Source organism: Pseudomonas lurida, from assembly GCF_013522705.1.
Classification (GTDB): Bacteria; Pseudomonadota; Gammaproteobacteria; order Pseudomonadales; family Pseudomonadaceae; genus Aquipseudomonas; species Aquipseudomonas quebecensis.
On sequence record NZ_JAAMRE010000009.1, the window covers coordinates 128,654 to 147,998 of the forward strand.

Annotated in this window: 20 protein-coding genes; 8 read left to right on the forward strand and 12 right to left on the reverse strand. The window is 61.8% G+C overall.

The annotated features are described in order from the left end of the window. Positions 1-28: 28 nt before the first annotated feature. A complete protein-coding gene (kynU, locus tag G7025_RS10595) occupies positions 29-1,279 on the reverse strand; it encodes a kynureninase (RefSeq protein WP_181078821.1) in 1,251 nt (416 codons plus the stop codon). A gap of 144 nt (positions 1,280-1,423) precedes the next feature. On the opposite strand from kynU, the gene G7025_RS10600 reads away from it, so the two are divergent. Beyond that, positions 1,424-1,897 (forward strand): Lrp/AsnC family transcriptional regulator, encoded by a 474-nt coding sequence (locus G7025_RS10600; protein ID WP_017531067.1) that lies wholly within the window; start codon positions 1,424-1,426, stop codon positions 1,895-1,897. Positions 1,898-1,974: 77 nt separating this feature from the next. Here G7025_RS10600 and catA read toward each other — a convergent pair whose 3' ends face one another. From catA to G7025_RS10615, 3 genes are read right to left on the reverse strand one after another with little or no spacing between them, the layout of a single operon-like run. Beyond that, the gene (catA, locus tag G7025_RS10605; RefSeq protein ID WP_181078823.1) at positions 1,975-2,904 is read right to left on the reverse strand and encodes a catechol 1,2-dioxygenase; all 930 of its coding nucleotides are present in this window, start codon (positions 2,902-2,904) and stop codon (positions 1,975-1,977) included. Positions 2,905-2,945: 41 nt separating this feature from the next. Beyond that, positions 2,946-3,236: a muconolactone Delta-isomerase gene (gene catC / locus G7025_RS10610; protein ID WP_181078825.1), complete on the reverse strand. Its 291-nt coding sequence runs from the start codon at positions 3,234-3,236 to the stop codon at positions 2,946-2,948. A 12-nt stretch (positions 3,237-3,248) separates the two neighbouring features. Further along, positions 3,249-4,376 carry a muconate cycloisomerase family protein gene (locus tag G7025_RS10615; RefSeq protein ID WP_181078827.1) on the reverse strand — a complete coding sequence of 376 codons (1,128 nt, stop codon included), beginning with the start codon at positions 4,374-4,376 and terminating at the stop codon, positions 3,249-3,251. A 114-nt stretch (positions 4,377-4,490) separates the two neighbouring features. On the opposite strand from G7025_RS10615, the gene G7025_RS10620 reads away from it, so the two are divergent. Continuing rightward, positions 4,491-5,366, forward strand: coding sequence for a LysR family transcriptional regulator (locus tag G7025_RS10620; protein ID WP_181078829.1), 876 nt, complete (start codon positions 4,491-4,493; stop codon positions 5,364-5,366). Positions 5,367-5,404: 38 nt separating this feature from the next. On the opposite strand, the gene G7025_RS10625 is transcribed toward G7025_RS10620, so the two are convergent. After that, the gene (locus G7025_RS10625; RefSeq protein ID WP_181078831.1) at positions 5,405-6,397 is read right to left on the reverse strand and encodes an AraC family transcriptional regulator; all 993 of its coding nucleotides are present in this window, start codon (positions 6,395-6,397) and stop codon (positions 5,405-5,407) included. Positions 6,398-6,708: 311 nt separating this feature from the next. On the opposite strand from G7025_RS10625, the gene antA reads away from it, so the two are divergent. The 4 genes from antA to G7025_RS10645 all read left to right on the forward strand — a co-directional run bounded on the left by antA (position 6,709) and on the right by G7025_RS10645 (position 11,100). Next, positions 6,709-8,100, forward strand: a complete 1,392-nt coding sequence (gene antA / locus G7025_RS10630) for an anthranilate 1,2-dioxygenase large subunit (protein WP_181078833.1) — start codon at positions 6,709-6,711, stop codon at positions 8,098-8,100. Further along, positions 8,100-8,591 (forward strand): anthranilate 1,2-dioxygenase small subunit, encoded by a 492-nt coding sequence (gene antB / locus G7025_RS10635; protein WP_181078835.1) that lies wholly within the window; start codon positions 8,100-8,102, stop codon positions 8,589-8,591. The genes antA and antB overlap by 1 nt, the downstream gene beginning before the upstream one ends. Before the next feature lie 26 nt (positions 8,592-8,617). After that, entirely contained in the window at positions 8,618-9,625 is a 1,008-nt protein-coding gene (gene antC, locus G7025_RS10640; RefSeq protein ID WP_181078836.1) for an anthranilate 1,2-dioxygenase electron transfer component AntC, read from the forward strand. 71 nt (positions 9,626-9,696) lie between these two features. Further along, positions 9,697-11,100 carry an amino acid permease gene (locus G7025_RS10645; protein WP_181078838.1) on the forward strand — a complete coding sequence of 468 codons (1,404 nt, stop codon included), beginning with the start codon at positions 9,697-9,699 and terminating at the stop codon, positions 11,098-11,100. Positions 11,101-11,137: 37 nt separating this feature from the next. Here G7025_RS10645 and kynA read toward each other — a convergent pair whose 3' ends face one another. Together kynA and kynB are read right to left on the reverse strand one after the other, a co-directional pair. Beyond that, positions 11,138-11,995, reverse strand: a complete 858-nt coding sequence (kynA, locus tag G7025_RS10650) for a tryptophan 2,3-dioxygenase (RefSeq protein ID WP_181078840.1) — start codon at positions 11,993-11,995, stop codon at positions 11,138-11,140. Continuing rightward, a complete protein-coding gene (kynB, locus tag G7025_RS10655) occupies positions 11,992-12,642 on the reverse strand; it encodes an arylformamidase (RefSeq protein ID WP_181078842.1) in 651 nt (216 codons plus the stop codon). The genes kynA and kynB overlap by 4 nt, the downstream gene beginning before the upstream one ends. Before the next feature lie 379 nt (positions 12,643-13,021). Between kynB and G7025_RS10660 the strand changes: the two genes are divergently transcribed. Next, on the forward strand, positions 13,022-13,366 hold the full coding sequence (locus G7025_RS10660) for a cupin domain-containing protein (RefSeq protein WP_181078844.1): 345 nt from the start codon (positions 13,022-13,024) through the stop codon (positions 13,364-13,366). Between the two features lie 84 nt (positions 13,367-13,450). Here the strand turns inward: G7025_RS10660 and mmsB are convergent, their stop codons facing one another. Both mmsB and G7025_RS10670 read right to left on the reverse strand, forming a co-directional pair. After that, positions 13,451-14,338 carry a 3-hydroxyisobutyrate dehydrogenase gene (mmsB, locus tag G7025_RS10665; RefSeq protein ID WP_181078846.1) on the reverse strand — a complete coding sequence of 296 codons (888 nt, stop codon included), beginning with the start codon at positions 14,336-14,338 and terminating at the stop codon, positions 13,451-13,453. A gap of 15 nt (positions 14,339-14,353) precedes the next feature. Beyond that, positions 14,354-15,871 (reverse strand): CoA-acylating methylmalonate-semialdehyde dehydrogenase, encoded by a 1,518-nt coding sequence (locus tag G7025_RS10670; RefSeq protein WP_181078848.1) that lies wholly within the window; start codon positions 15,869-15,871, stop codon positions 14,354-14,356. 132 nt (positions 15,872-16,003) lie between these two features. Here G7025_RS10670 and G7025_RS10675 point away from each other — a divergent pair, with 132 nt between their 5' ends. Continuing rightward, the gene (locus G7025_RS10675; protein WP_181078850.1) at positions 16,004-16,951 is read left to right on the forward strand and encodes a LysR family transcriptional regulator; all 948 of its coding nucleotides are present in this window, start codon (positions 16,004-16,006) and stop codon (positions 16,949-16,951) included. Positions 16,952-17,007: 56 nt separating this feature from the next. Here G7025_RS10675 and G7025_RS10680 read toward each other — a convergent pair whose 3' ends face one another. Genes G7025_RS10680 through G7025_RS10690 form a run of 3 tightly spaced genes read right to left on the reverse strand, consistent with a single transcriptional unit; the run spans position 17,008 to position 19,338 of the window. Then, positions 17,008-17,499 (reverse strand): OmpA family protein, encoded by a 492-nt coding sequence (locus G7025_RS10680; protein ID WP_181078852.1) that lies wholly within the window; start codon positions 17,497-17,499, stop codon positions 17,008-17,010. 4 nt (positions 17,500-17,503) lie between these two features. Beyond that, entirely contained in the window at positions 17,504-18,766 is a 1,263-nt protein-coding gene (locus G7025_RS10685; protein WP_181078854.1) for a diguanylate cyclase domain-containing protein, read from the reverse strand. Further along, positions 18,763-19,338 (reverse strand): YfiR family protein, encoded by a 576-nt coding sequence (locus tag G7025_RS10690; protein WP_181078856.1) that lies wholly within the window; start codon positions 19,336-19,338, stop codon positions 18,763-18,765. Before G7025_RS10690 ends, G7025_RS10685 begins: the two co-directional genes overlap by 4 nt. Positions 19,339-19,345: the final 7 nt, after the last annotated feature.

The following is a 19,345-nucleotide window of genomic DNA, read 5'->3' on the forward strand; positions in this document are numbered from 1 at the left end:
GCCCCTCCCACATTTCTCCGGCGTTTATTCAGGTAACGCTGTGGCGGACCTTGAATTGGGGTTGGTCCCAGGTGTTGTTATCTAGAATCTCACCAAGGATTTCCACCGCATCCCACACCTCGGTAAAGCTCGTGTACAGCGGCGTAAACCCAAAGCGCATGATGCGCGGTTCGCGGTAGTCGCCGATCACGCCACGGGCGATCAGCGCTTGGATCACCGCATAGCCTTCAGGATGCTCGAAGCTCACATGACTGCCGCGCTTGGCGTGTTCACGCGGGGTAATCAGTTGCAGGCCATGGGCGGCGCAGCGGGTCTGCACCAAGGCAATAAACAGGTCGGTCAACGCGAGGGATTTGCGGCGCAGGCTGGCCATGTCGGTCTGTTCAAAAATCTCCAGACCGCATTCCACCATCGCCAACGAAGTGATCGGCTGGGTGCCGCACAGGTAGCGAGCAATGCCGGCGCTCGGCGCATAGCTGGATTCCATGGCGAACTGCCGCGTATGCCCGAACCAGCCCGACAACGGCTGGCGCACCAGGTCCACCAGCGCCGGGTTGACCCACACGAATGCCTGGGAGCCGGGGCCGCCGTTGAGGTATTTGTAGGTACAGCCAATCGCGTAATCGGCGCCGGCCTGATGCAGGTCCAGCGGCACCGCGCCCGCCGAATGCGCCAGGTCCCAGATCGTCAGCGCACCGCACTCATGGCTCAGGGCGGTCATGCCCCGCATGTCATACATGTAGCCGGTTTTGTAGTTGACATGAGTGAGCATCACCACCGCCACGTCGGCGTCGATGGCCCGGGTCAGCTCGTCCGGGCCGTCCACCAGGCGCAGCGAATAGCCCTGTTGCAGCAACTCGGCCAGGCCTTCGGCGATGTACAGGTCGGTGGGGAAGTTGCTGGCCTCGCTGACGATGATCCTGCGCGTCGGCGCCCGCTGGCGCTGCACGCTCAGTGCGGCGCTGAGCACTTTGAACAGGTTGATCGAAGTGGTATCGGTGATTGCGACTTCGCCGTCGCGTGCGCCGATCAGTGGGGCCAGGCGGTTGCCAAGGCGCAGGGACAGGTCTGCCCAGCCGGCGCTGTTCCAACTGCGAATCAAGCCCTCGCCCCACTCCTGGGCAATCACCTGTTGCGCCCGCGCCAGCGATGCCACCGGGCGTGCGCCGAGGGAGTTGCCGTCCAGGTAGATCACGCCTTGGGGCAAGGCAAAGCATGCACGCAGCGGTGCCAGCGGGTCCTGGGCATCCAGGGTTTGGCAATGGCTTCGGGAGGTCATGGCAGGTCCTGATTCTTATAAGAGAAGATGAACCAAATTATTAACGAAGTTTTAAAGAATTTTCGTGCAAAGTGCTGGGCGACAAGCTAATTAAGCTGTAGGAAATTCGAATTAAACCTTCAAACACGCGGATTTATTCTAAGCATGATCCTTGACGCCACCGACCTGCGCCTCCTGCATTTTCTGCAACAGGACGGCCGTATCAGTAATCAGGAACTGGCGGAAAAAGTCGCCCTGTCGCCCTCCGCCTGCCTGCGCCGTTTGCGCCTGCTGGAAAGCGAGGGTGTAATCAGCGGCTACCGTGCGGTGCTGAATGCCGAGCAATTGGGGATCGAACTGGAAGCCATCGTCCACCTGTCCTTGCGTCAGGACGTAGAGGATTGGCACGAGACCTTCATCAAGAAGGTGCAAGGCTGGCCGGAAGTGGCCAGCGCCTATGTGATCACCGGCGCGAGCAACTACGTGCTGCGGGTGCAGGCGCGCAACCTCAAGCATTTTTCTGACTTTATCGTGAACCACCTGAACCGCACGGCGGGAGTGATGGATATCCGTTCGGAGATTGTGCTGCAGAAGATCAAGGATCGGGATGAAGTGCTGGATCTGGTCGTGCGCAAATAGTCAGGCACGACACAGATCAAATGTGGGAGGGGCGGTGCGACCATTCGACTTGCCCCCTCCCACATGTTTGACCGCATTCAGTCTTCGAGGGCGCGCACCCGCTGCATGCGTTTCTGTTCTACCGGCGCGTCGGCCGCCTGCAACTCAAAGTCAAAATCAATCTGTGCAAAGCGCCCTTGCACACCAAACTCGCGCGCCAGTTGCGGATCGTCGCTGAAGCGGATCTGGGCGATCAGTTCGTCACGGGTGGCATAGGCGAAGTCATCATGCAGATAGGGGTCGTCCGACAGGTTGATCTGCGTGGTCAGGTGCCGATGTCCAGGCGCAGAGATAAAGAAATGGATATGCGCCGGGCGCTGCCCGTGGCGCCCCAGTTGATCGAGCAACTGCTGGGTCGGCCCGCTCGGCGGGCAGCCGTAGCCCGACGGCACGATGCTGCGAAAACGGTAGTTGCCCTGGGCGTCGGTCTCGATGCGGCGGCGCAGGTTGAAGTCCGACTGCGTCGCGTCGAACCACGAGTAGGTGCCACCGGTATTGGCCTGCCACACATCCACAATCGCTCCGGCCAGTGGCTTGCCATGGGTGTCGCGTACCTGGCCGCGCATGAACAGCGGCACGGCATCGTCGCTGCCGTCGTCCAGGCGGGCTTCGTACTGGCACAGCGGCGCGCCGGCCACGTACAACGGGCCTTCGATGGTGCGCGGGGTGCCGCCGGTCTTGCCGGCCTCTTCGTCGGCAGCGTCCATCAGCATGTCCAAGTAATGCTCCAGGCCAAGCCCGGCGGCGAGCAGCCCGGCTTCCTGCTGTTTGCCCAACTCGTTGAGGTAGTTGACCGCTTTCCAGAATTCTTCCGGGGTCACCTCCAGGTCTTCGATGATGTTCACGGTGTCGCGCAAAATCCGGTAGATCAGCGCTTTGGCGCGCGGGTTGCCGCCGGCGTTGCAGTTGCCGCTGGCTTCTTCGAGAAACTGCTGGGCGTGGGCGGTCTGGGACAGTCGAATGGACATGGTGCAATCCTCATCTTGTAATTATCGGGCGCAAATCAGACTCAGCGGTCGTCTTCATGGATCGACGACGGGTGTCGGCACAGGGCATTCACCTCGATGGCCATGTAGGGATACAGCGGCAGTTGCATCAGCAGGTCGTGCAGTTGCTGCACGCTGTCGACGTCGAACACGCTGTAGTTGGCGTAGTGCCCGGCGATGCGCCACAGGTGGCGCCACTGGCCGGACTCCTGCAGGCGCTGCGCCAAGGCTTTTTCTTCGGCCTTGAGGCTGGCGGCGCGTTCGGGGTGCATGTCGACGGGCAGGTTCACGGTCATTTTTACGTGGAACAACATGGCAGGTGCCTCTTAGGGTTTATCGCGACGCAAGAACGCCAGGCGCTCTTCATCGATGACCAGGCCAAGGCCCGGTGCGGTGGAGACATGCAGCTGGAAATCGCGGTACAGCGGCGGCTCGACAAGGATGTCTTCGGTGAGCAACAGCGGGCCGAACAGTTCGGTGCCCCACGCCAGTGTGTCCAGGGTCAGGAAGGCATGGGCCGACGCCAGGGTGCCGATACCGCCCTCCAGCATCGTGCCGCCGTACAGGCCGATACCGGCCGCTTCGGCAATAGCCGCCGTGCGCAACACTGCGCGCGGGCCGCCGTTCTTGGCGATCTTGAGGGCAAACACCGACGCCGCACCTTCGCGGGCCAGGTTGAAGGCATCCTCGACACATTCGATGGACTCGTCGGCCATGATCGGCGTCGGGCTCGACAGATTGAGCCGCGCCATGCCGGCACGATTGTTGCGCGAGATCGGCTGCTCGATCAGGTCGATGCCGTTGTCGCCCAGCACCCGGCACGCGCGCAGGGCCACGGCTTCGTCCCACGCCTGGTTGACGTCGACCCGCACACTGGCGCGATCGCCCAGGGCTTTTTTGATCGCGATCACATGGGCCAGGTCATGGTCGACCTGCCCTGCGCCGATCTTCAGCTTGAACAGGCGATGGCGGCGCAGGTCGAGCATCTTCTGCGCTTCGTCGATGTCCTGCGCGGTATTGCCGCTGGCCAATGCCCAGGCCACCGGCAGCGCATCGCGCACGCGCCCGCCGAGCAACTCGCTGACGGGCAGGCCCAGGCGCTTGCCAAGGGCGTCGAGCAAGGCGCTTTCCACGCCGGATTTGGCAAAGGTGTTGCCGCGCACACTGCGCGCCACGCGCAACATGGCGGCGTTAATGTTGCTGGCGTCCTGGCCGATCAGCAACGGCGCGATGTGACGATCAATGTTGACCTTGATGCTGTCGGGGCTTTCGTTGCCGTAACTCAGGCCGCCGATGGTGGTGGCCTCACCGATGCCCTCGATGCCATCGCTGCTGCGCACTCGGATGATCACCAGAGTCTGGTTCTGCAAGGTGTGCATGGCCAACTTGTGCGGGCGAATGGTTGGCAGATCGACGATAAGGGCCTCGATCGAGGTGATGATGCAAATCGGCATGGCAATACCCGCTGGGTTGCGTATAAGTTTCGATCGATTCTGCGCCCCATATTTCAAGGCTTCCAATATAGAATGGGTCTGGTTTGATACCTCATAAGTATGGAAGGATTTGTCATGGAACTGCGTCATCTGCGCTATTTCCAGGTGCTGGGAGAAACCCTCAACTTCACTCGCGCGGCCGAACGCCTGCACATCGCCCAGCCGCCGTTGAGCCGGCAGATCCAGCAATTGGAGGATGAACTGGGGGTGCTGCTGCTCGAACGCAGCCGCCCATTGCGGTTGACCGAGGCCGGACGGTTTTTCTATGAGCACGCCCAATTGTTGCTCGAGCAGTTGGACAAGATCCGCGACGTCACCCGCCGCATCGGCCAGGGCGAGAAGACCTGGCTGGGCATCGGCTTCGCGCCCTCGACGTTGTATGGCGTGTTGCCGGAGCTGATCCGGCGCCTGCGCAACCACGACACGCTGGAACTGGAGCTGGGCTTGGCGGAGATGACCACCTTGCAGCAGGTCGAAGCGCTCAAGGCCGGGCGTATCGACGTGGGCTTCGGGCGCATTCGTATCGACGACCCGGCCATCGTGCAGCGCGTGCTGGTGGAGGATCGCCTGGTGGCCGTGCTGCCCGCCGGGCATCCGCTGCTGGCCGCACCCGTTACCCTCGCGCAACTGGCCGCCGAGCCGGTGGTGCTCTACCCCGGCAACCCACGGCCCAGTTATGCCGACCATGTAATCGCACTGTTCGACGCCCACGGTTTGAGCCTGAAGGTGGCGCAGTGGACCAACGAGCTGCAGACCGCCATCGGCCTGGTCGGTGCCGGGATGGGCATGACGCTGGTGCCGGCGTCGGTACAGGTGCTGCATCGGGCGGACATCGGATATACGCCGATTGTGGAGGCGACGGCGACTTCGCCGATCATCTTGAGCCGACGGGTGAACGATCAATCGCCGGGGCTGAGTCATTGCCTGCAACTGCTGGAAGAGTTGATCTGATCCCCACCCCGCCCCTCCCACATAGGATGTCATTGCTTTTAGAGATTGCGCAGGCGCTTGCGCTGCAAGGTCTGGCTGGGGGACTCATCGAACAGTTTTCGGTACTCCGCCGAAAACCGCCCCAGGTGAGTAAAGCCCCAGCCCAGGGCGATTTCGGAGATGGTGCGGGTCGAGCCGTGCTCGAGGATCTCCTGGCGTACACCGCCCAGGCGATGCTTTTTCAGGTAGGCCATGGGCGACAGGGCGAAGTACTTGCGAAACGCATCGAACAGCTTGAACCGCGACACCCCGGCGGCGGCTTCCAGGTCTTCCAGGTGCACGGCTTCGCGTGCGTTGACGTGGAGGTACTGGCGCGCGCGGATCAGGTAGTGCGGCAGTTTCACGCCGAGTACGTCGCGCAGTTCTTCGGAATAGTTATTCGGCTGAGCGAGGATCAGGCCCTTGATCAGCGAACTCTCCAGGTCGCGGGTAAACGCCGCGTGCTCGTACAACTCGCTGCTGTGTTCCAGCTCGGCAATGAAATAACGCGCCATGCGCCACCACGACGCCGGCGCGCCGTCCACGGCGTCCATCACCGGTTCGAAGCACAACGGTGCTTCGATCGGGCGCTGCAGCAGGCCCTCGAGGGTTTCGCTCATGGCGGCGCGGGTGATCACCACTTGCAGCTTGCGGCAGTCGCCGGAAATCGCCAGCACCTGATGCTCGTTGGGCGAGATGATCACGCCTTGATCGCAGTTGGAACTCAAGCGCTCGCCGTTCTTGCTCAACTCCTGCTCGCCCACCAGCGGCAGGCTCAGGCTGTAGCTGCTGAAGTGTTCGGCGTCTTCGATATCGATAGTCACGTCGGTGCCGTATTCGATCACGCCGAGGGTGGTAGCGCGGGACTTGAACACATTGGCACTGTGGTGGAAGCGCAGGCGCTCGGGCGTTGCCGTCGCCAGGCGGTGCGGCCCGCAGATGCCGGACATCCAACTGCGGGCGCCCTCCAGGTCGAAACGTTGAATACGGATATCGCGTGTCTGGCTACTCATCAGGGTGCACCCACGGCGGTTAGGCATTTGCGCGCTCTGGCGGCGCGTCATCTGAGCTGAAGGCAAGTTCTGCGCCACGCCGGCCGGTTTGCCACTGGCTGGATAACAAGCGTCGACTATGTGGATAAGTCCCACGCTTTTGCGCACATCGCCTGGCAGGACAGTAGCGCATTACGTCACCGCGCTGCACCGACGTGGGTAGTTGCTGCCCAATTATCCGGCGCACCTTCCCCCATTAAGCGGATAGCCCACGGCCGACGCTCAACCGCTTAATGGCCGACGTGTTCAGCCATTAATAAAAGGTGCCTCCCATGAGTGGTGCAAGAAGCGTCGAGCAATGGAAAAGCTTTATCGAAAGCTGCCTGGATTTTCGCCCCGTCGACGATGTGTTCCGCATCGCCCGCGACATGTTCACCGAGCCGCAGCTGTTCGATCTGGAGATGGAACTGATCTTCGAAAAGAACTGGATCTACGCCTGCCACGAAAGCGAACTGGCCAACCTCCATGACTTCGTGACGATGCGCGCCGGGCGCCAGCCAATGATCATCACCCGCGACGGCGAAGGCCGCCTCAATGCTCTGGTCAATGCCTGCCAGCATCGCGGCACCACGCTTACCCGCGTGGGCAAGGGCAACCAGTCCACCTTCACCTGCCCGTTCCATGCCTGGTGCTACAAGAGCGATGGCCGACTGGTGAAGGTCAAGGCGCCGGGGGAATACCCGGAGGGTTTCGACAAGGCGACACGCGGCCTGAAAAAGGCGCGCATCGAAAGCTACAAAGGCTTCGTGTTCATCAGCCTGGACGTGAGCGGCGGCGACAGCCTGGAGGATTTTCTCGGCGATGCAAAAGTGTTTTTCGACATGATGGTCGCGCAGTCGGCTACCGGTGAGTTGGAGGTGCTGCCGGGTAAATCCGCCTACACCTACGACGGCAACTGGAAGCTGCAAAACGAAAACGGCCTGGACGGTTATCACGTCAGTACTGTGCACTACAACTACGTGGCCACGGTGCAGCACCGCCAGCAAGTGAACAGCGAAAACGGCAGCGCCGCCGGCAGCACGCTGGACTACAGCAAGCTCGGCGCAGGCGACGCGAATACCGATGACGGCTGGTTCGCCTTCAACAATGGCCATAGCGTGTTGTTCAGCGACATGCCCAACCCGAGCGTGCGTTCCGGCTATGCCACGATCATGCCGCGCCTGGTCGCCGAACACGGCCAGCAAAAAGCCGAATGGATGATGCACCGCCTGCGCAACCTGAACATCTACCCCAGCCTGTTTTTTCTCGACCAGATCAGCTCGCAGCTGCGCATCATCCGCCCGGTGGCATGGAACAAGACCGAGATCATCAGCCAATGCCTGGGCGTGAAGGGTGAATCCGACGCCGACCGCGAAAATCGCATTCGCCAGTTCGAGGATTTCTTCAACGTGTCGGGCATGGGCACACCGGACGACCTGGTGGAATTTCGCGAAGCCCAACGCGGGTTCCAGGGCCGCCTGGAACGCTGGAGCGATATCTCCCGTGGCAGCCACCGCTGGCAAACCGGGGCCACCCCCAACAGCGAAGCCCTCGGCATCCAGCCGGCGATGACCGGTACCGAGTTCACCCACGAAGGGCTGTACGTCAACCAGCACCGCAACTGGCAGCAATTTCTGCTCAAGGGGCTGGAGCAACGCGCGCTGACACTGCGGGAGGTGCAATGATGAATGCGCAACTGCAGTACCGCATCGAACAGTTCTTCTACCGCAAGTGCGAGCTGTGCGACGCCCAGGACTGGGACGCCTATGTGCAGCTGTTCGACCCACAGAGCGAATTCCACTTGCCGCAGTGGGATTCGGAACACGTCTATACCCGCGATCCCAAGCGCGAGATGTCGCTGATCTACTACGCCAACCGTTCGGGGCTTGAAGACCGCGTGTTCCGCCTGCGCACCGGCAAGGCCGCCTCCGCCACGCCGATGCCGCGCACCTTGCACCTGATCAACAACGTGCGTATTGCCGAACAGGCCGACGGCACCCTGCAAGTGCACCTGAACTGGCACACGCTGTTTTACCGGCTGGCCACCTCGGAGCAGTTCTACGGGCACGCCACTTACCGCCTCAAACCCGACGGCGACAGTTGGCTGATCACCCGCAAGCATGCGCTGCTGCTTAACGACACCATCAATTCGGTGTTGGATTTCTATCACCTGTGACGCGCATCACCTGTGGAGTTTCGCGAATGAATCACAAAGTGGCCTTCAGTTTTGCCGACGGCAAGACCCTGTTTTTTCCGGTGGGCGCGGGTGAAATCCTGTTGGATGCCGCACTGCGCAATGGCATCAAGATCCCCCTCGATTGCCGCGAAGGTGTGTGCGGCACGTGTCAGGGCCGTTGCGAGTCGGGGGATTACACCCAGGATTATGTCGACGACGAAGCACTCTCCAGCCTCGACCTGCAGCAACGCAAAATGCTCAGTTGCCAGACGCGGGTGAACTCCGATGCGGCGTTCTATTTCGATTTCGACTCCAGCCTGTGCAACGCGCCGGGCCCGGTGCTGGTCGGCGCCAGCGTGAGCCATGTTCAGCAGGTGTCGGCCAGTACCGCAATGCTCACCCTGCGACTGGACGCACCGCTGGATTTTCTGCCCGGCCAGTACGCCCGCCTGCAAGTGCCCGGCACCGATAGCTGGCGCTCGTATTCGTTCGCCAATCGTCCGGGCGAGCAGCTGCAATTTCTGATTCGCCTGCTGCCCGACGGTGTGATGAGCAATTACCTGCGCGAGCGTTGCCAGGTAAGTGACCGGCTGCAGTTGGAAGCGCCGCTGGGGGCGTTCTACCTGCGCCACGTCAGCCAACCGCTGGTGCTGGTGGCCGGTGGCACGGGCTTATCGGCACTGCTGGGCATGCTCGATCAGCTGGTCGACAACGGCTGCGAGCAGCCCGTGCATCTTTACTATGGTGTGCGCAGTGCAGAGGATTTGTGCGAGGCCGAGCGGATCAAGGCGTACGCGAGGCGCCTCGCGGGTTTTCGCTACACCGAAGTGCTCAGCAACCCGTCGCCCGAGTGGCCCGGCAAGCGCGGCTACCTCACCGAACATTTCGAGGTGGCGCAATGGCGGGATGTTTCGGCGGATATGTACGTGTGTGGCCCGCCGCCGATGGTCGAATCCATCCAACAATGGCTGTTGGATCAGGCACTTGATGGCGTTCAGCTGTATTACGAAAAGTTCACGCAGAGTAATATCTGACCCTCAGCACTTCTGAGGGGCTGATGCGGCCTGCACTCACCCTTAAGAAAAACAAGTAGAAGGGAACGTTAATGGCGGATGACATGGTTAACCCGGTGGGCCTCAAGCGCGGCTTGAAGAACCGGCATATTCAGCTGATCGCTTTGGGCGGCGCCATCGGTACGGGGTTGTTCCTCGGTTCGGCCGGTGTGCTCAAGTCCGCCGGGCCGTCGATGATCCTCGGCTACGCGATCGCCGGTTTTATCGCCTTCCTGATCATGCGCCAGCTCGGCGAGATGATCGTCGAAGAGCCGGTGGCCGGTTCTTTCAGCCACTTCGCGCACAAATACTGGGGCGGTTACGCGGGTTTCCTGGCGGGCTGGAACTACTGGGTGCTGTATGTACTGGTGGGCATGGCCGAACTGACGGCGGTGGGCAAGTACATCCAGTTCTGGTGGCCGGAGATTCCGACCTGGGTCAGCGCGCTGGTGTTTTTTGTCGCGGTGAACCTGATCAACACGCTGAACGTGAAGTTCTTTGGTGAGGCCGAGTTCTGGTTCGCGATCATCAAGGTGGTGGCGATTGTCGGCATGATCGTGCTCGGTTGCTACCTGCTGTTCAGCGGCACCGGCGGTTCGCAGGCGTCCATCAGCAACCTGTGGAGCCACGGTGGGTTCTTCCCCAATGGCGGCATGGGGCTGCTGATGTCCATGGCGTTCATCATGTTCTCGTTTGGTGGCCTGGAGCTGGTGGGCATCACCGCCGCCGAGGCCAGCGAACCGCGCAAGGTGATCCCCAAGGCGATCAACCAGGTGGTGTACCGCATCCTGATTTTCTACGTGGGTGCGCTGACTGTGCTGCTGTCGCTGTATCCGTGGGACCAACTGCTGCAGACCCTCGGCGCATCGGGCGATGCCTACAGCGGCAGTCCGTTCGTGCAGATCTTTTCACTGATCGGCAACGATACCGCCGCGCACATCCTCAACTTCGTGGTGCTGACCGCGGCGTTGTCGGTGTACAACAGCGGCGTGTACTGCAACAGCCGCATGCTGTTCGGCCTGGCCGAGCAAGGCGATGCGCCCAAAGCGCTGATGAAGCTCAATAAGCAAGGCGTGCCGCTGCGGGCCCTGGCGATCTCGGCGCTGGTGACGATGCTGTGCGTGGTGGTCAACTATGTCGCGCCGCAGAGCGCCCTGGAGTTGCTGTTCGCCCTGGTGGTTGCCTCGCTGATGATCAACTGGGCGCTGATTAGCATCACCCATATCAAGTTTCGCAAGGCCATGGGCGAGCAAGGCGTGGTGCCGTCGTTCAAGACGTTTTGGTTCCCGTTCAGCAACTACCTGTGCCTGGCGTTCATGCTGATGATTGTCAGCGTGATGCTGGCCATTCCGGGGATTCGTGAGTCGGTGTATGCGATGCCGGTGTGGGTGGGGGTGATCTATGTGGCCTACCGGTTGCGAATGAGTAAGGCGAAAGCAATCGCCGCTACGCAGTGATAGGCATGTGGGAGGGGCAAGCCCCTCCCATATGTGTTTAGAGCGTGGAACGCACTCGCCATAACTCGGGGAACAACACCGTGTCGAGCATCTTGCGCAGGTAACCCACGCCCTCGGTGCCGCCGGTGCCCGGTTGGAAGCCGATGATGCGCTCCACCGTGGTCACATGGCGAAAGCGCCACTGACGGAACGAATCCTCCAGGTCGATAAACTTCTCGGCCAACTGATACAAGTCCCAGTAACGGCTCGGATCGCGATACACCTCGCGCCACGCCGCTTCCACCGAGTCATCGTGAACGGTCGCTGCCGTTGGGTCGCGTTGGGTGCGTTGCGGGTCAATCGCCAAGCCGGCCTTGGTCATCAGGTTGATCGCCTCGTCATACAGCGACGGCGTGGCAATCGCCACTTGCAGTTGCTGCAACAATTCCGGGCGATGGGCATGGGGCCGCAACAATGCCGGGCTCTTGTTGCCAAGGATAAATTCGATCTCACGGTACTGAAACGACTGGAACCCCGACGACTGTCCCAGGAACGGGCGAATGGCCTTGTATTCCGAGGGCGTCATGGTCGCCAGTACCGCCCAGGCATGCACCAGCTGGTCGAAGATCCGCGACACCCGCGCGAGCATCTTGAACGCCGGCGGCAGCTCGCCCAGGCGCACATGTTCGCGGGCGGCCTTGAGCTCGTGGAGCATCAGCTTCATCCACAGCTCGGAGGTCTGGTGCTGGATGATAAAGAGCATTTCATTGTGGTCCGGCGACAGCGGGTGCTGAGCGCTGAGGACTTTGCCCAGGTCCAGATAATCGCCGTAGCTCATGGATTCGGAAAAATTCAGCTCGGCGTTATGCCATTCTTCCGGCGCTTGGTAGTCAGCAGAGAAAGGACATTGGCTCATCGCGTGGGCTCCTTGAGCGGGCGCAGGATTGCGCGGACCGGACTGGCGTCGAGGTTGGCAAAGCGCAGCGGCAAGGCGATCAGTTCGTAGTCGCCCTCCGGTACGTCGTCAAGCACGATGCCTTCGAGAATCGCCATGCCATGCCGGGCCACGGCGTTGTGAGAATCCATGGTCTTGGACTGCTGCGGGTCCAGAGACGGCGTATCGATACCGATCAGCCGCACACCCAGGCCGGCGAGCCGTTCGATGGTTTGCGGGGCAATCGCGGTGAAGTTCGCGTCCCATTCAGTCAAAGGCGCTTGTGGATAAGTGCGCAGCAGCACGCGCTCTGGCAAGTTATCCACACGGCCATCGAGCTGATGAGGCTGCACCAGCGCACCGCTGCCCAGGCAATGCAGCACCCGGCAGGGGCCCATGTACACCTCCAGCGACACCTCACCGATCGGCGCGCCGTCCGCGCTGTAATGCAGCGGCGCATCGACATGGGCGCCGGTGTGCGGCGAGAAGGTTACGCGCCCGACATTCACCGGGCACTCGGGGCCGAACTGCCATACGCGCTCTTCCTGAAACGGCGTATCGCCCGGCCAGGTGGGCGTGGCTGCGCTCAAGGGCGGGCTGATGTCCCACCACGTTTTTATTGGGTTCATGCTCAAGGCTCTCGGTCGTTACTGGGGTGAATGATACGAGGGCCTGCTGTGAATTTTCTTGCGAATTCTGGCGTGAGATGGGAGATCTTTCGCACTTACTGCGAGAAACAGGCTTACTCACGCTCGAATATGTCGCCTGGCAACGTTTGACTGGACACCAAGAATTAATGTGGGAGGGGGGGGATGCCCCCCGATTCAGTGAGCCAGTTGATCCAGGTGCCCGCTGTGACGCCGCCATCGGGGGCAAGCCCCCTCCCACATTGACCTTGTTGTGCCAGGAGCATCTGCGCTTCTGGACATCCCGATGTCGAGTTCAGACCACTGAGGGTGCTGGCGACGCTATAGGGTTCGACTCTCGTTTACTTGCCTCGGAGTCATCATGCCCAAGCCCATTACCGTACTGCGCGACACCCATCCCTTGCCGGTCCTGGATGCCTGCAAATGGGAGAAGCTCGAAGGCGATCCGCACACCGTCAACCTCAACGCCTACACCAGCGAAGACGGCAGCAAGATCATGGGCACCTGGATCTGCACGCCGGGCAAGTGGTACGTGGAGTACGTGAAGTGGGAATACTGCCATTTCCAGGAAGGCTACTGCGTGATCACGCCTGAGGGGATGGCGCCGATTCACTTGCGGGCCGGGGATATCTTTGTGGTGGAGCCAGGGATGAAGGGGACGTGGGAAGTGGTCGAGACTGTGCGTAAGTATTTTGTGTTCGCCTGAGTAATCGCTCCGCTTATGGGGGATTGAGCAGGTGGGTGGTGAGCGGCCGGTCCTGCTCACCACGCAGTTTCCTTTGCGCAGGACCTATTTGGGCTTGCGATAGCTGTTAACGATCGCCGAGAAGTCCTGGCCGCCCTCCCCGCGCTGGCTCATGGATTGATACAACTGTTGAGCCACAGCGCCCAGAATCACCGGCTGCCTGGCCTGGCGGGCAGCTTCGGTAGCCAGGCCCAGATCCTTGAGCATCAGGTCGGCGCCGAAACCGCCGGTGTAGCCACGGGACGCCGGGGCGGTTTCGATCACGCCAGGCCATGGGTTGTAGGTGTCGGAGCTCCAGCAGCGCCCGGTAGAGCTGTTGATGATGCCCGCCAGCACTTGGGTGTCGATCCCCAGCGCATCGCCCAGGGCCATGGCTTCGCTGACGCCCACCATGCTGATACCCAGCAGCAGGTTGTTGCAGATCTTGGCGATCTGCCCGGTGCCGACTTCACCGCAATGCACGATGTTGCGGCCCATTTGCGCCAGCACCGGGTGCAGGGTGGCGAACAGTTCCGGGGTAGCGCCGACCATAAAGGTCAATGTGCCCGCCTGGGCGCCGCCGGTACCGCCGGAGACGGGCGCGTCGGCCATCGCCACGCCGTGCTTGGCTGCCGCTGCGGCCACGTCGCGTGCGGTCTGCGGATCGATGGTGCTGCAGTCCACCGCCGGCACGCCACTGCCGATACCGGCGAGCACGCCATCGTCATTCAGCCACACGCTGCGCACGTGGGCAGCGGCCGGCAGCATGGTAATTACCAGCTCAGCGCCTTGGGCGGCATGGCGCGGCGAGTCGCTGATGGTGCCGCCCAGTTCGGCGAGCTCCTTGAGCACCGTCTGGTTGAGGTCGAACAGGTTCAGCGCGTGGCCGGCCTTGATCAGGTTGCGGGCCATGGGCGCGCCCATGTTGCCCAAACCGATAAATGCGATCTTCATGGTGGTCTCCCGGAATCAGCGCAGGTTGATGGTGGTGTTGACGCCATCGTTGACCGTGTCGTCGTCGAACCAGCGGCTCGTCACGGTTTTGGTCTGGGTATAGAACTGCACTACTTGCTTGCCGTACGGGCCGAGGTCGCCAAGCTTGGAACCCCGGGAGCCGGTGAAGCTGAAGAACGGCACCGGCACCGGAATCGGGATGTTGATGCCGACCTGGCCTACGTCGATTTCACTCTGGAACTTACGCGCCGCCGCCCCGCTCTGGGTGAACAGGCCGGTGCCATTACCGAACGGGTTGGCGTTGACCAGGGCGATGGCCTCGTCGAGGGTGTCGACTTCGATCACCACCAGCACCGGGCCGAAGATTTCTTCGGTGTAAATACGCATGTCGGTGGTCACGCCCGAGAACAGGGTCGGACCAACGAAGTTGCCTTGCTCGAAACCCGGCACCTGGATGTCGCGACCGTCCAATTCGAGCTTGGCGCCTTGCTGCACGCCACTTTCGATCAGCTCCAGGATGCGTGCCTTGGCGCGCTTGGAAATCACCGGGCCGACATCGGTGCCGGCTTCGCTGCCGGCGTTGACCTTGAGCTTCTGCGCCAGCGCCTTGAGGTCCGGCAGCCATTGCTTGGACGCCCCCACCAGCACCACCACGGAGGTGGCCATGCAGCGCTGGCCGGCCGCACCGAAACCGGCGCCGACCAAGGCATTGAGGGTGTGTTCGCGATTGGCATCCGGCAGCACCACCGCGTGGTTCTTGGCGCCCATCATCGATTGCACGCGCTTGCCGTGTTTGCCGGCCAGGTCGTAGACGTGCGTGCCCACCGCCGTCGAGCCGACGAAGGATACGGCCTTGATGTCTTTGTGGGTGCACAGCGCATCCACCACGTCCTTGCCGCCATGCACCACGTTGAGCACACCCGCGGGTACGCCGGCTTCCAGCGCCAGCTCCACCAGCAGCATGGTCGATAGTGGGTCCTGTTCGGACGGTTTGAGGACGAAGGTATTACCGCAGGCGATGGCCATCGGGAACATCCACAGTGGAATCATCGCCGGGAAGTTGAACGGGGTGATACCCGCACACACGCCGATAGGTTGGCGCAGGGTGTAGGTATCGACGCCACCGGCGACGTTCTCGGCGAACTCGCCCATTTGCAGGGTGCCGATGGAACAGGCGTGCTCCACCACTTCCAGGCCACGGAAGATATCGCCTTCGGCATCGGCAATGGTCTTACCCTGCTCGGCGCTGAGGACCACGGCGATGCGCTTGGAGTGTTCGCGAATCAAGGCCTGCAGTTTGAGCATGATGCGCATGCGCGCGCCGATCGGCGTCAGTTTCCAGGTTTGGAAGGCGCGATGGGCGGCATAGATGGCGGCGTTGACTTCATCGGCGGTGGCAAACGGCACTCTGGCCAGCACTTGCTGAGTGGCGGGGTTGACGATGTCCTGCCACTGGGTGGTCTTGGACTCAACCCATTCACCGTCGATCAGTAGCTTGACCGGTTGTACGGAAATTTCGGCAGATGCGTTCATGGGGTCTCCAATTCTTATTTATATGCAGAGAACCAAGGCGTTGAACCGCCCTGAAGAATGAGGCGTTCGGACTGTTTTTGGAGTATAGATGTGCAAATCTCTAATAAGAACGCACATAAAAGCCGGACCAATATGCAAAAAAACATCACGTCGCTGGGCTCCCTGAACTGGGATGACCTGAAGTTTTTCCTCGAAGTGGCCCGCACCCGCAAGGCCAGCGTCGCCGCCAAGCGCCTGGCGGTGGACTACACCACGGTGTCGCGGCGCATCAGTTCGCTGGAAGTGTCACTGGGCACGCTGCTGTTCGAGAAATCCCGCACCAACGGTTTTGTGCTCACCCCCGAAGGCCAGCGGCTGCTGGGCTACGCCGAGTCCATCGAAAGCACTTTGCATATGGCCTGCGAGCAGGTGTCCGGCTCCGGCGTGGCGTTGTCGGGGCATGTGCGCATGGGCTGCACCGAAGGCTTCGGCAGCTTCTTCGTCACGCCGCAGTTGAGCCACTTCGTCGACACCTACCCGGCGATCTCGGTGGACATCCTGCCCCTGCCCCACTTCATCAGCCTGTCCAAACGCGAAGCCGACATCGTCATCGCCCTGGAACGCCCGGAACACGGGCCTTACGTGTGCTGCAAACTGTGCGACTACACCTTGCAGTTGTATGCCACCCAGGATTATCTCGACCAACACCCACCGATCCAACGCCCGTCGGACCTGGCCACGCACCCATTTATCAGCTATGTCGACGACCTGGCCTTCAGCTCCGAGCTGCTCTACCTGGCCAACGTGGTGCCCGGCGCCAGCGCCAGCCTGCGCAGCACCAGCGTCATTGCACAATACGTGGGCGCGCAGCAGGGCCGTTCGATGGCGATTTTGCCGTGTTTCCTGGCGGCACAGGACCCGCGCCTGCTGCCGGTGCTGGGGGAGCAGATCACGATTACGCGCCAATTCTGGATGTACTGCCGGGAGGATCTGCGCAAGTTGAAGCGCATTACATTGTTGTGGGACTACATCCGGGAAGTGACGGAGCAGAACCGGGGGTTGTTGATGGGGGAAACCCGGCAGATGCGGTTTGCGGATTAAATGGTCAGCCGGGCGAGCCCCTTCACGTACTTGATGGTCTTTCAGATTGAAGCCGCTCAGTCGGCAATCACTACAATCGACACTCGCCGATTCTCGGTGCGCCCCGCTGCGGTGTCGTTCGACGCGACTGGCTGGCTGCTGCCCAAGCCGCGTAGTTGGATGTTTTCGTCTTTCATGCCCACGCCAGTCAACACCGTGGCCACGCTTTTGGCGCGGCGCAGGGAGAGTTGCTGGTTGTAGGTTTCCTTGCCGGAGGCATCGGTGTGGCCGTCGACGCGCACGCGCTCAATACCTACGCCGAGCAAGGCTTTACCGATGCGTTGAACGATTACAGTGCTGGGCGGGTTGAGGGTTTCGATGTCGCTGCCGAACAGCACTTTGCCCGACAGGCCGAACGCCCAGCCGTCGTCGGTGAGTTCGAACCCCTGTTGCTTGAGCACCGCGACTTGCGCCGGGGTCAGGCCCTTGGGGGGTTGGGTCTGACAGCCACCGAGGGCCGACAGGGCCACCAGCAAGGTAAGAAACATAACGCGTGCAGTCGAGAACAAGGGATCAACTCCTGTGTTGAACGTTGACAGCGGAGTGCTCCGACTCCGCCGTGTGCTGGCCGCCCTGGGACAGGCGTTTGGCCTGGTACATTGCCGCATCGGCGGCGTTGAGCAAGGTGCCGGGCGTGGCGCCATGTTCGGGGTAAAGGGCAATCCCGATGCTCAGAGAAGTGACCACCTGGGTACCACCCGGTACGTCAATCGGCAGGTCCATACTGGCGATGATTTTATCGGCGATGCGTTGTGCATCCTCGGCCTTGTGCAACGGCGCGAGCAGGATGGCGAATTCATCACCGCCCAGGCGTGCCACCAGGTCACCGTCCCGCAGTTGCGCGCGCACACGTGCGGCAACGGCCACCAGCACCGCATCGCCGGCGGCGTGGCCGAAGGTGTCGTTGATGTCCTTGAAACGGTCACTGTCGAGAAACAGCACCGCGACCCGCTCGTTGACCTTGGCCGCGCCGCGCAGGGCTCGGATCAGCCGCCCCTCGAAGAACGCGCGGTTGGGCAACCCGGTCAGGCTGTCGTGGCTGGCCTGGTGGGCCAGGGTTTCATTTTCACTTTGCAGATGGCTTTGCCAGGCTTCCATTTCGCCGAGCAAGGCATTGAAGTCACTGCCGAGGCTGTCGAGTTCGGCGATGCGCGCCGGTGGCACTCGCCGGTCAAAATCGCGCTCGCTGCGAGCGGCGTGGGCTACCGCGGCCAGGCTTTGCAGGGGCACGGTGATCCCACGCAGCAGACGCCGGGCCAGGTGCAACGCCACCCAGGCGCTGAGGGCGGTGCAGATCAGAATCCCGGCCAGGCCGCTGAGCAGGAAGCGCAGCAGGCTGCCGCCGTGGCCAGTCAGGTGAATGCTGCCGACCGTGCGGCCCTGGTGCAGGATCGGTTGGTTGATCGGCTGTTCGAGCAGGGTGTGCGCCAGCGCCAATTCAACCCGCGAAAGCAGGCCGGTTTCGGGTCGCGCCCAATAGGCTAATAGATTGCCATCAGCCTCGAATACTTCGGCCTCGGCCACTTCTTCGGTGGAAGCAATCAGGCTCAGTGCTTCGGTGGCTGCGGCGCTGTCGTTGAACACCACCGCCGCTTCCACCGTATAGGTGATCGAGCGCGCGATCAGTTGCAGGTTATGTTCGGCATATACGCGCAGCGCCAACACACCGAGCAGGGTCAGGGACACACTGGCCAGGGTCACCGCCACCAGCGCCAGGATCAAGTGACCACGGCCGATGACGGAGCGCAGGGTAGGTCGCACTTTCACGTCGGTCATGGCCCCGGCGACCGGCGGCGGGACAGTTGCAGCACGCTGGGGTGAATGCGCACGCCGCTGCGTGCCACCGAGTCGAGGTTGACCTCGAACGACACCTGCTCATTGCCCACACGCAGGCAGAACAGACTGCCCACGGTGCATGGGTCGCCGCCTTCGCTGATGCTGAGCACCGGGTGACCGATCAACGAGGCAAACAACTGGCTGCGCTCGTCGGCGGAAAGCTTGCCGATGTACACCGCATCGCAGGCATTGACGATATCGGGATGGTTGACCAGCAGGCGCTGCACCACTACCGGACGGCCGGTGGCCTGAGTGGTGCCCTTGATCAGGTCGTCGGTGTATTGGGTAGGCCCGACGATGCACAAACGCAATTGCGCCGGCTCGACCGGCCAGCGCGCATAACTGAGGATGCCCAGGACCACCTGAGTGACGGCCTCGGCACGCTGATCAGCCATGCGGTCGCCGCCTGAGGCTTCAGCGAACACGCGCGGTGCCAGCACACACAGCAGCGCGATCAGCAGCAGGCGTCTCCAGCTCCAACGGCACTCTGTGGGCGAGACAGCCACGTTCATGCTGCGA

Bases quoted from the DNA above. Each gene is read 5' to 3' on its own strand.
- G7025_RS10625 (WP_181078831.1), bottom strand. From the start codon at position 6,397: ATGAGTAGCCAGACACGCGATATCCGTATTCAACGTTTCGACCTGGAG.
- kynU (WP_181078821.1), bottom strand. From the start codon at position 1,279: ATGACCTCCCGAAGCCATTGCCAAACCCTGGATGCCCAGGACCCGCTG.
- G7025_RS10690 (WP_181078856.1), bottom strand. From the start codon at position 19,338: ATGAACGTGGCTGTCTCGCCCACAGAGTGCCGTTGGAGCTGGAGACGC.
- G7025_RS10670 (WP_181078848.1), bottom strand. From the start codon at position 15,871: ATGAACGCATCTGCCGAAATTTCCGTACAACCGGTCAAGCTACTGATC.
- kynB (WP_181078842.1), bottom strand. From the start codon at position 12,642: ATGAACCCAATAAAAACGTGGTGGGACATCAGCCCGCCCTTGAGCGCA.
- G7025_RS10615 (WP_181078827.1), bottom strand. From the start codon at position 4,376: ATGCCGATTTGCATCATCACCTCGATCGAGGCCCTTATCGTCGATCTG.
- G7025_RS10660 (WP_181078844.1), top strand. From the start codon at position 13,022: ATGCCCAAGCCCATTACCGTACTGCGCGACACCCATCCCTTGCCGGTC.
- kynA (WP_181078840.1), bottom strand. From the start codon at position 11,995: ATGAGCCAATGTCCTTTCTCTGCTGACTACCAAGCGCCGGAAGAATGG.
- G7025_RS10675 (WP_181078850.1), top strand. From the start codon at position 16,004: ATGCAAAAAAACATCACGTCGCTGGGCTCCCTGAACTGGGATGACCTG.
- G7025_RS10600 (WP_017531067.1), top strand. From the start codon at position 1,424: ATGATCCTTGACGCCACCGACCTGCGCCTCCTGCATTTTCTGCAACAG.
- G7025_RS10620 (WP_181078829.1), top strand. From the start codon at position 4,491: ATGGAACTGCGTCATCTGCGCTATTTCCAGGTGCTGGGAGAAACCCTC.
- antC (WP_181078836.1), top strand. From the start codon at position 8,618: ATGAATCACAAAGTGGCCTTCAGTTTTGCCGACGGCAAGACCCTGTTT.
- antA (WP_181078833.1), top strand. From the start codon at position 6,709: ATGAGTGGTGCAAGAAGCGTCGAGCAATGGAAAAGCTTTATCGAAAGC.
- G7025_RS10685 (WP_181078854.1), bottom strand. From the start codon at position 18,766: ATGACCGACGTGAAAGTGCGACCTACCCTGCGCTCCGTCATCGGCCGT.
- catC (WP_181078825.1), bottom strand. From the start codon at position 3,236: ATGTTGTTCCACGTAAAAATGACCGTGAACCTGCCCGTCGACATGCAC.
- catA (WP_181078823.1), bottom strand. From the start codon at position 2,904: ATGTCCATTCGACTGTCCCAGACCGCCCACGCCCAGCAGTTTCTCGAA.
- mmsB (WP_181078846.1), bottom strand. From the start codon at position 14,338: ATGAAGATCGCATTTATCGGTTTGGGCAACATGGGCGCGCCCATGGCC.
- G7025_RS10645 (WP_181078838.1), top strand. From the start codon at position 9,697: ATGGCGGATGACATGGTTAACCCGGTGGGCCTCAAGCGCGGCTTGAAG.
- antB (WP_181078835.1), top strand. From the start codon at position 8,100: ATGAATGCGCAACTGCAGTACCGCATCGAACAGTTCTTCTACCGCAAG.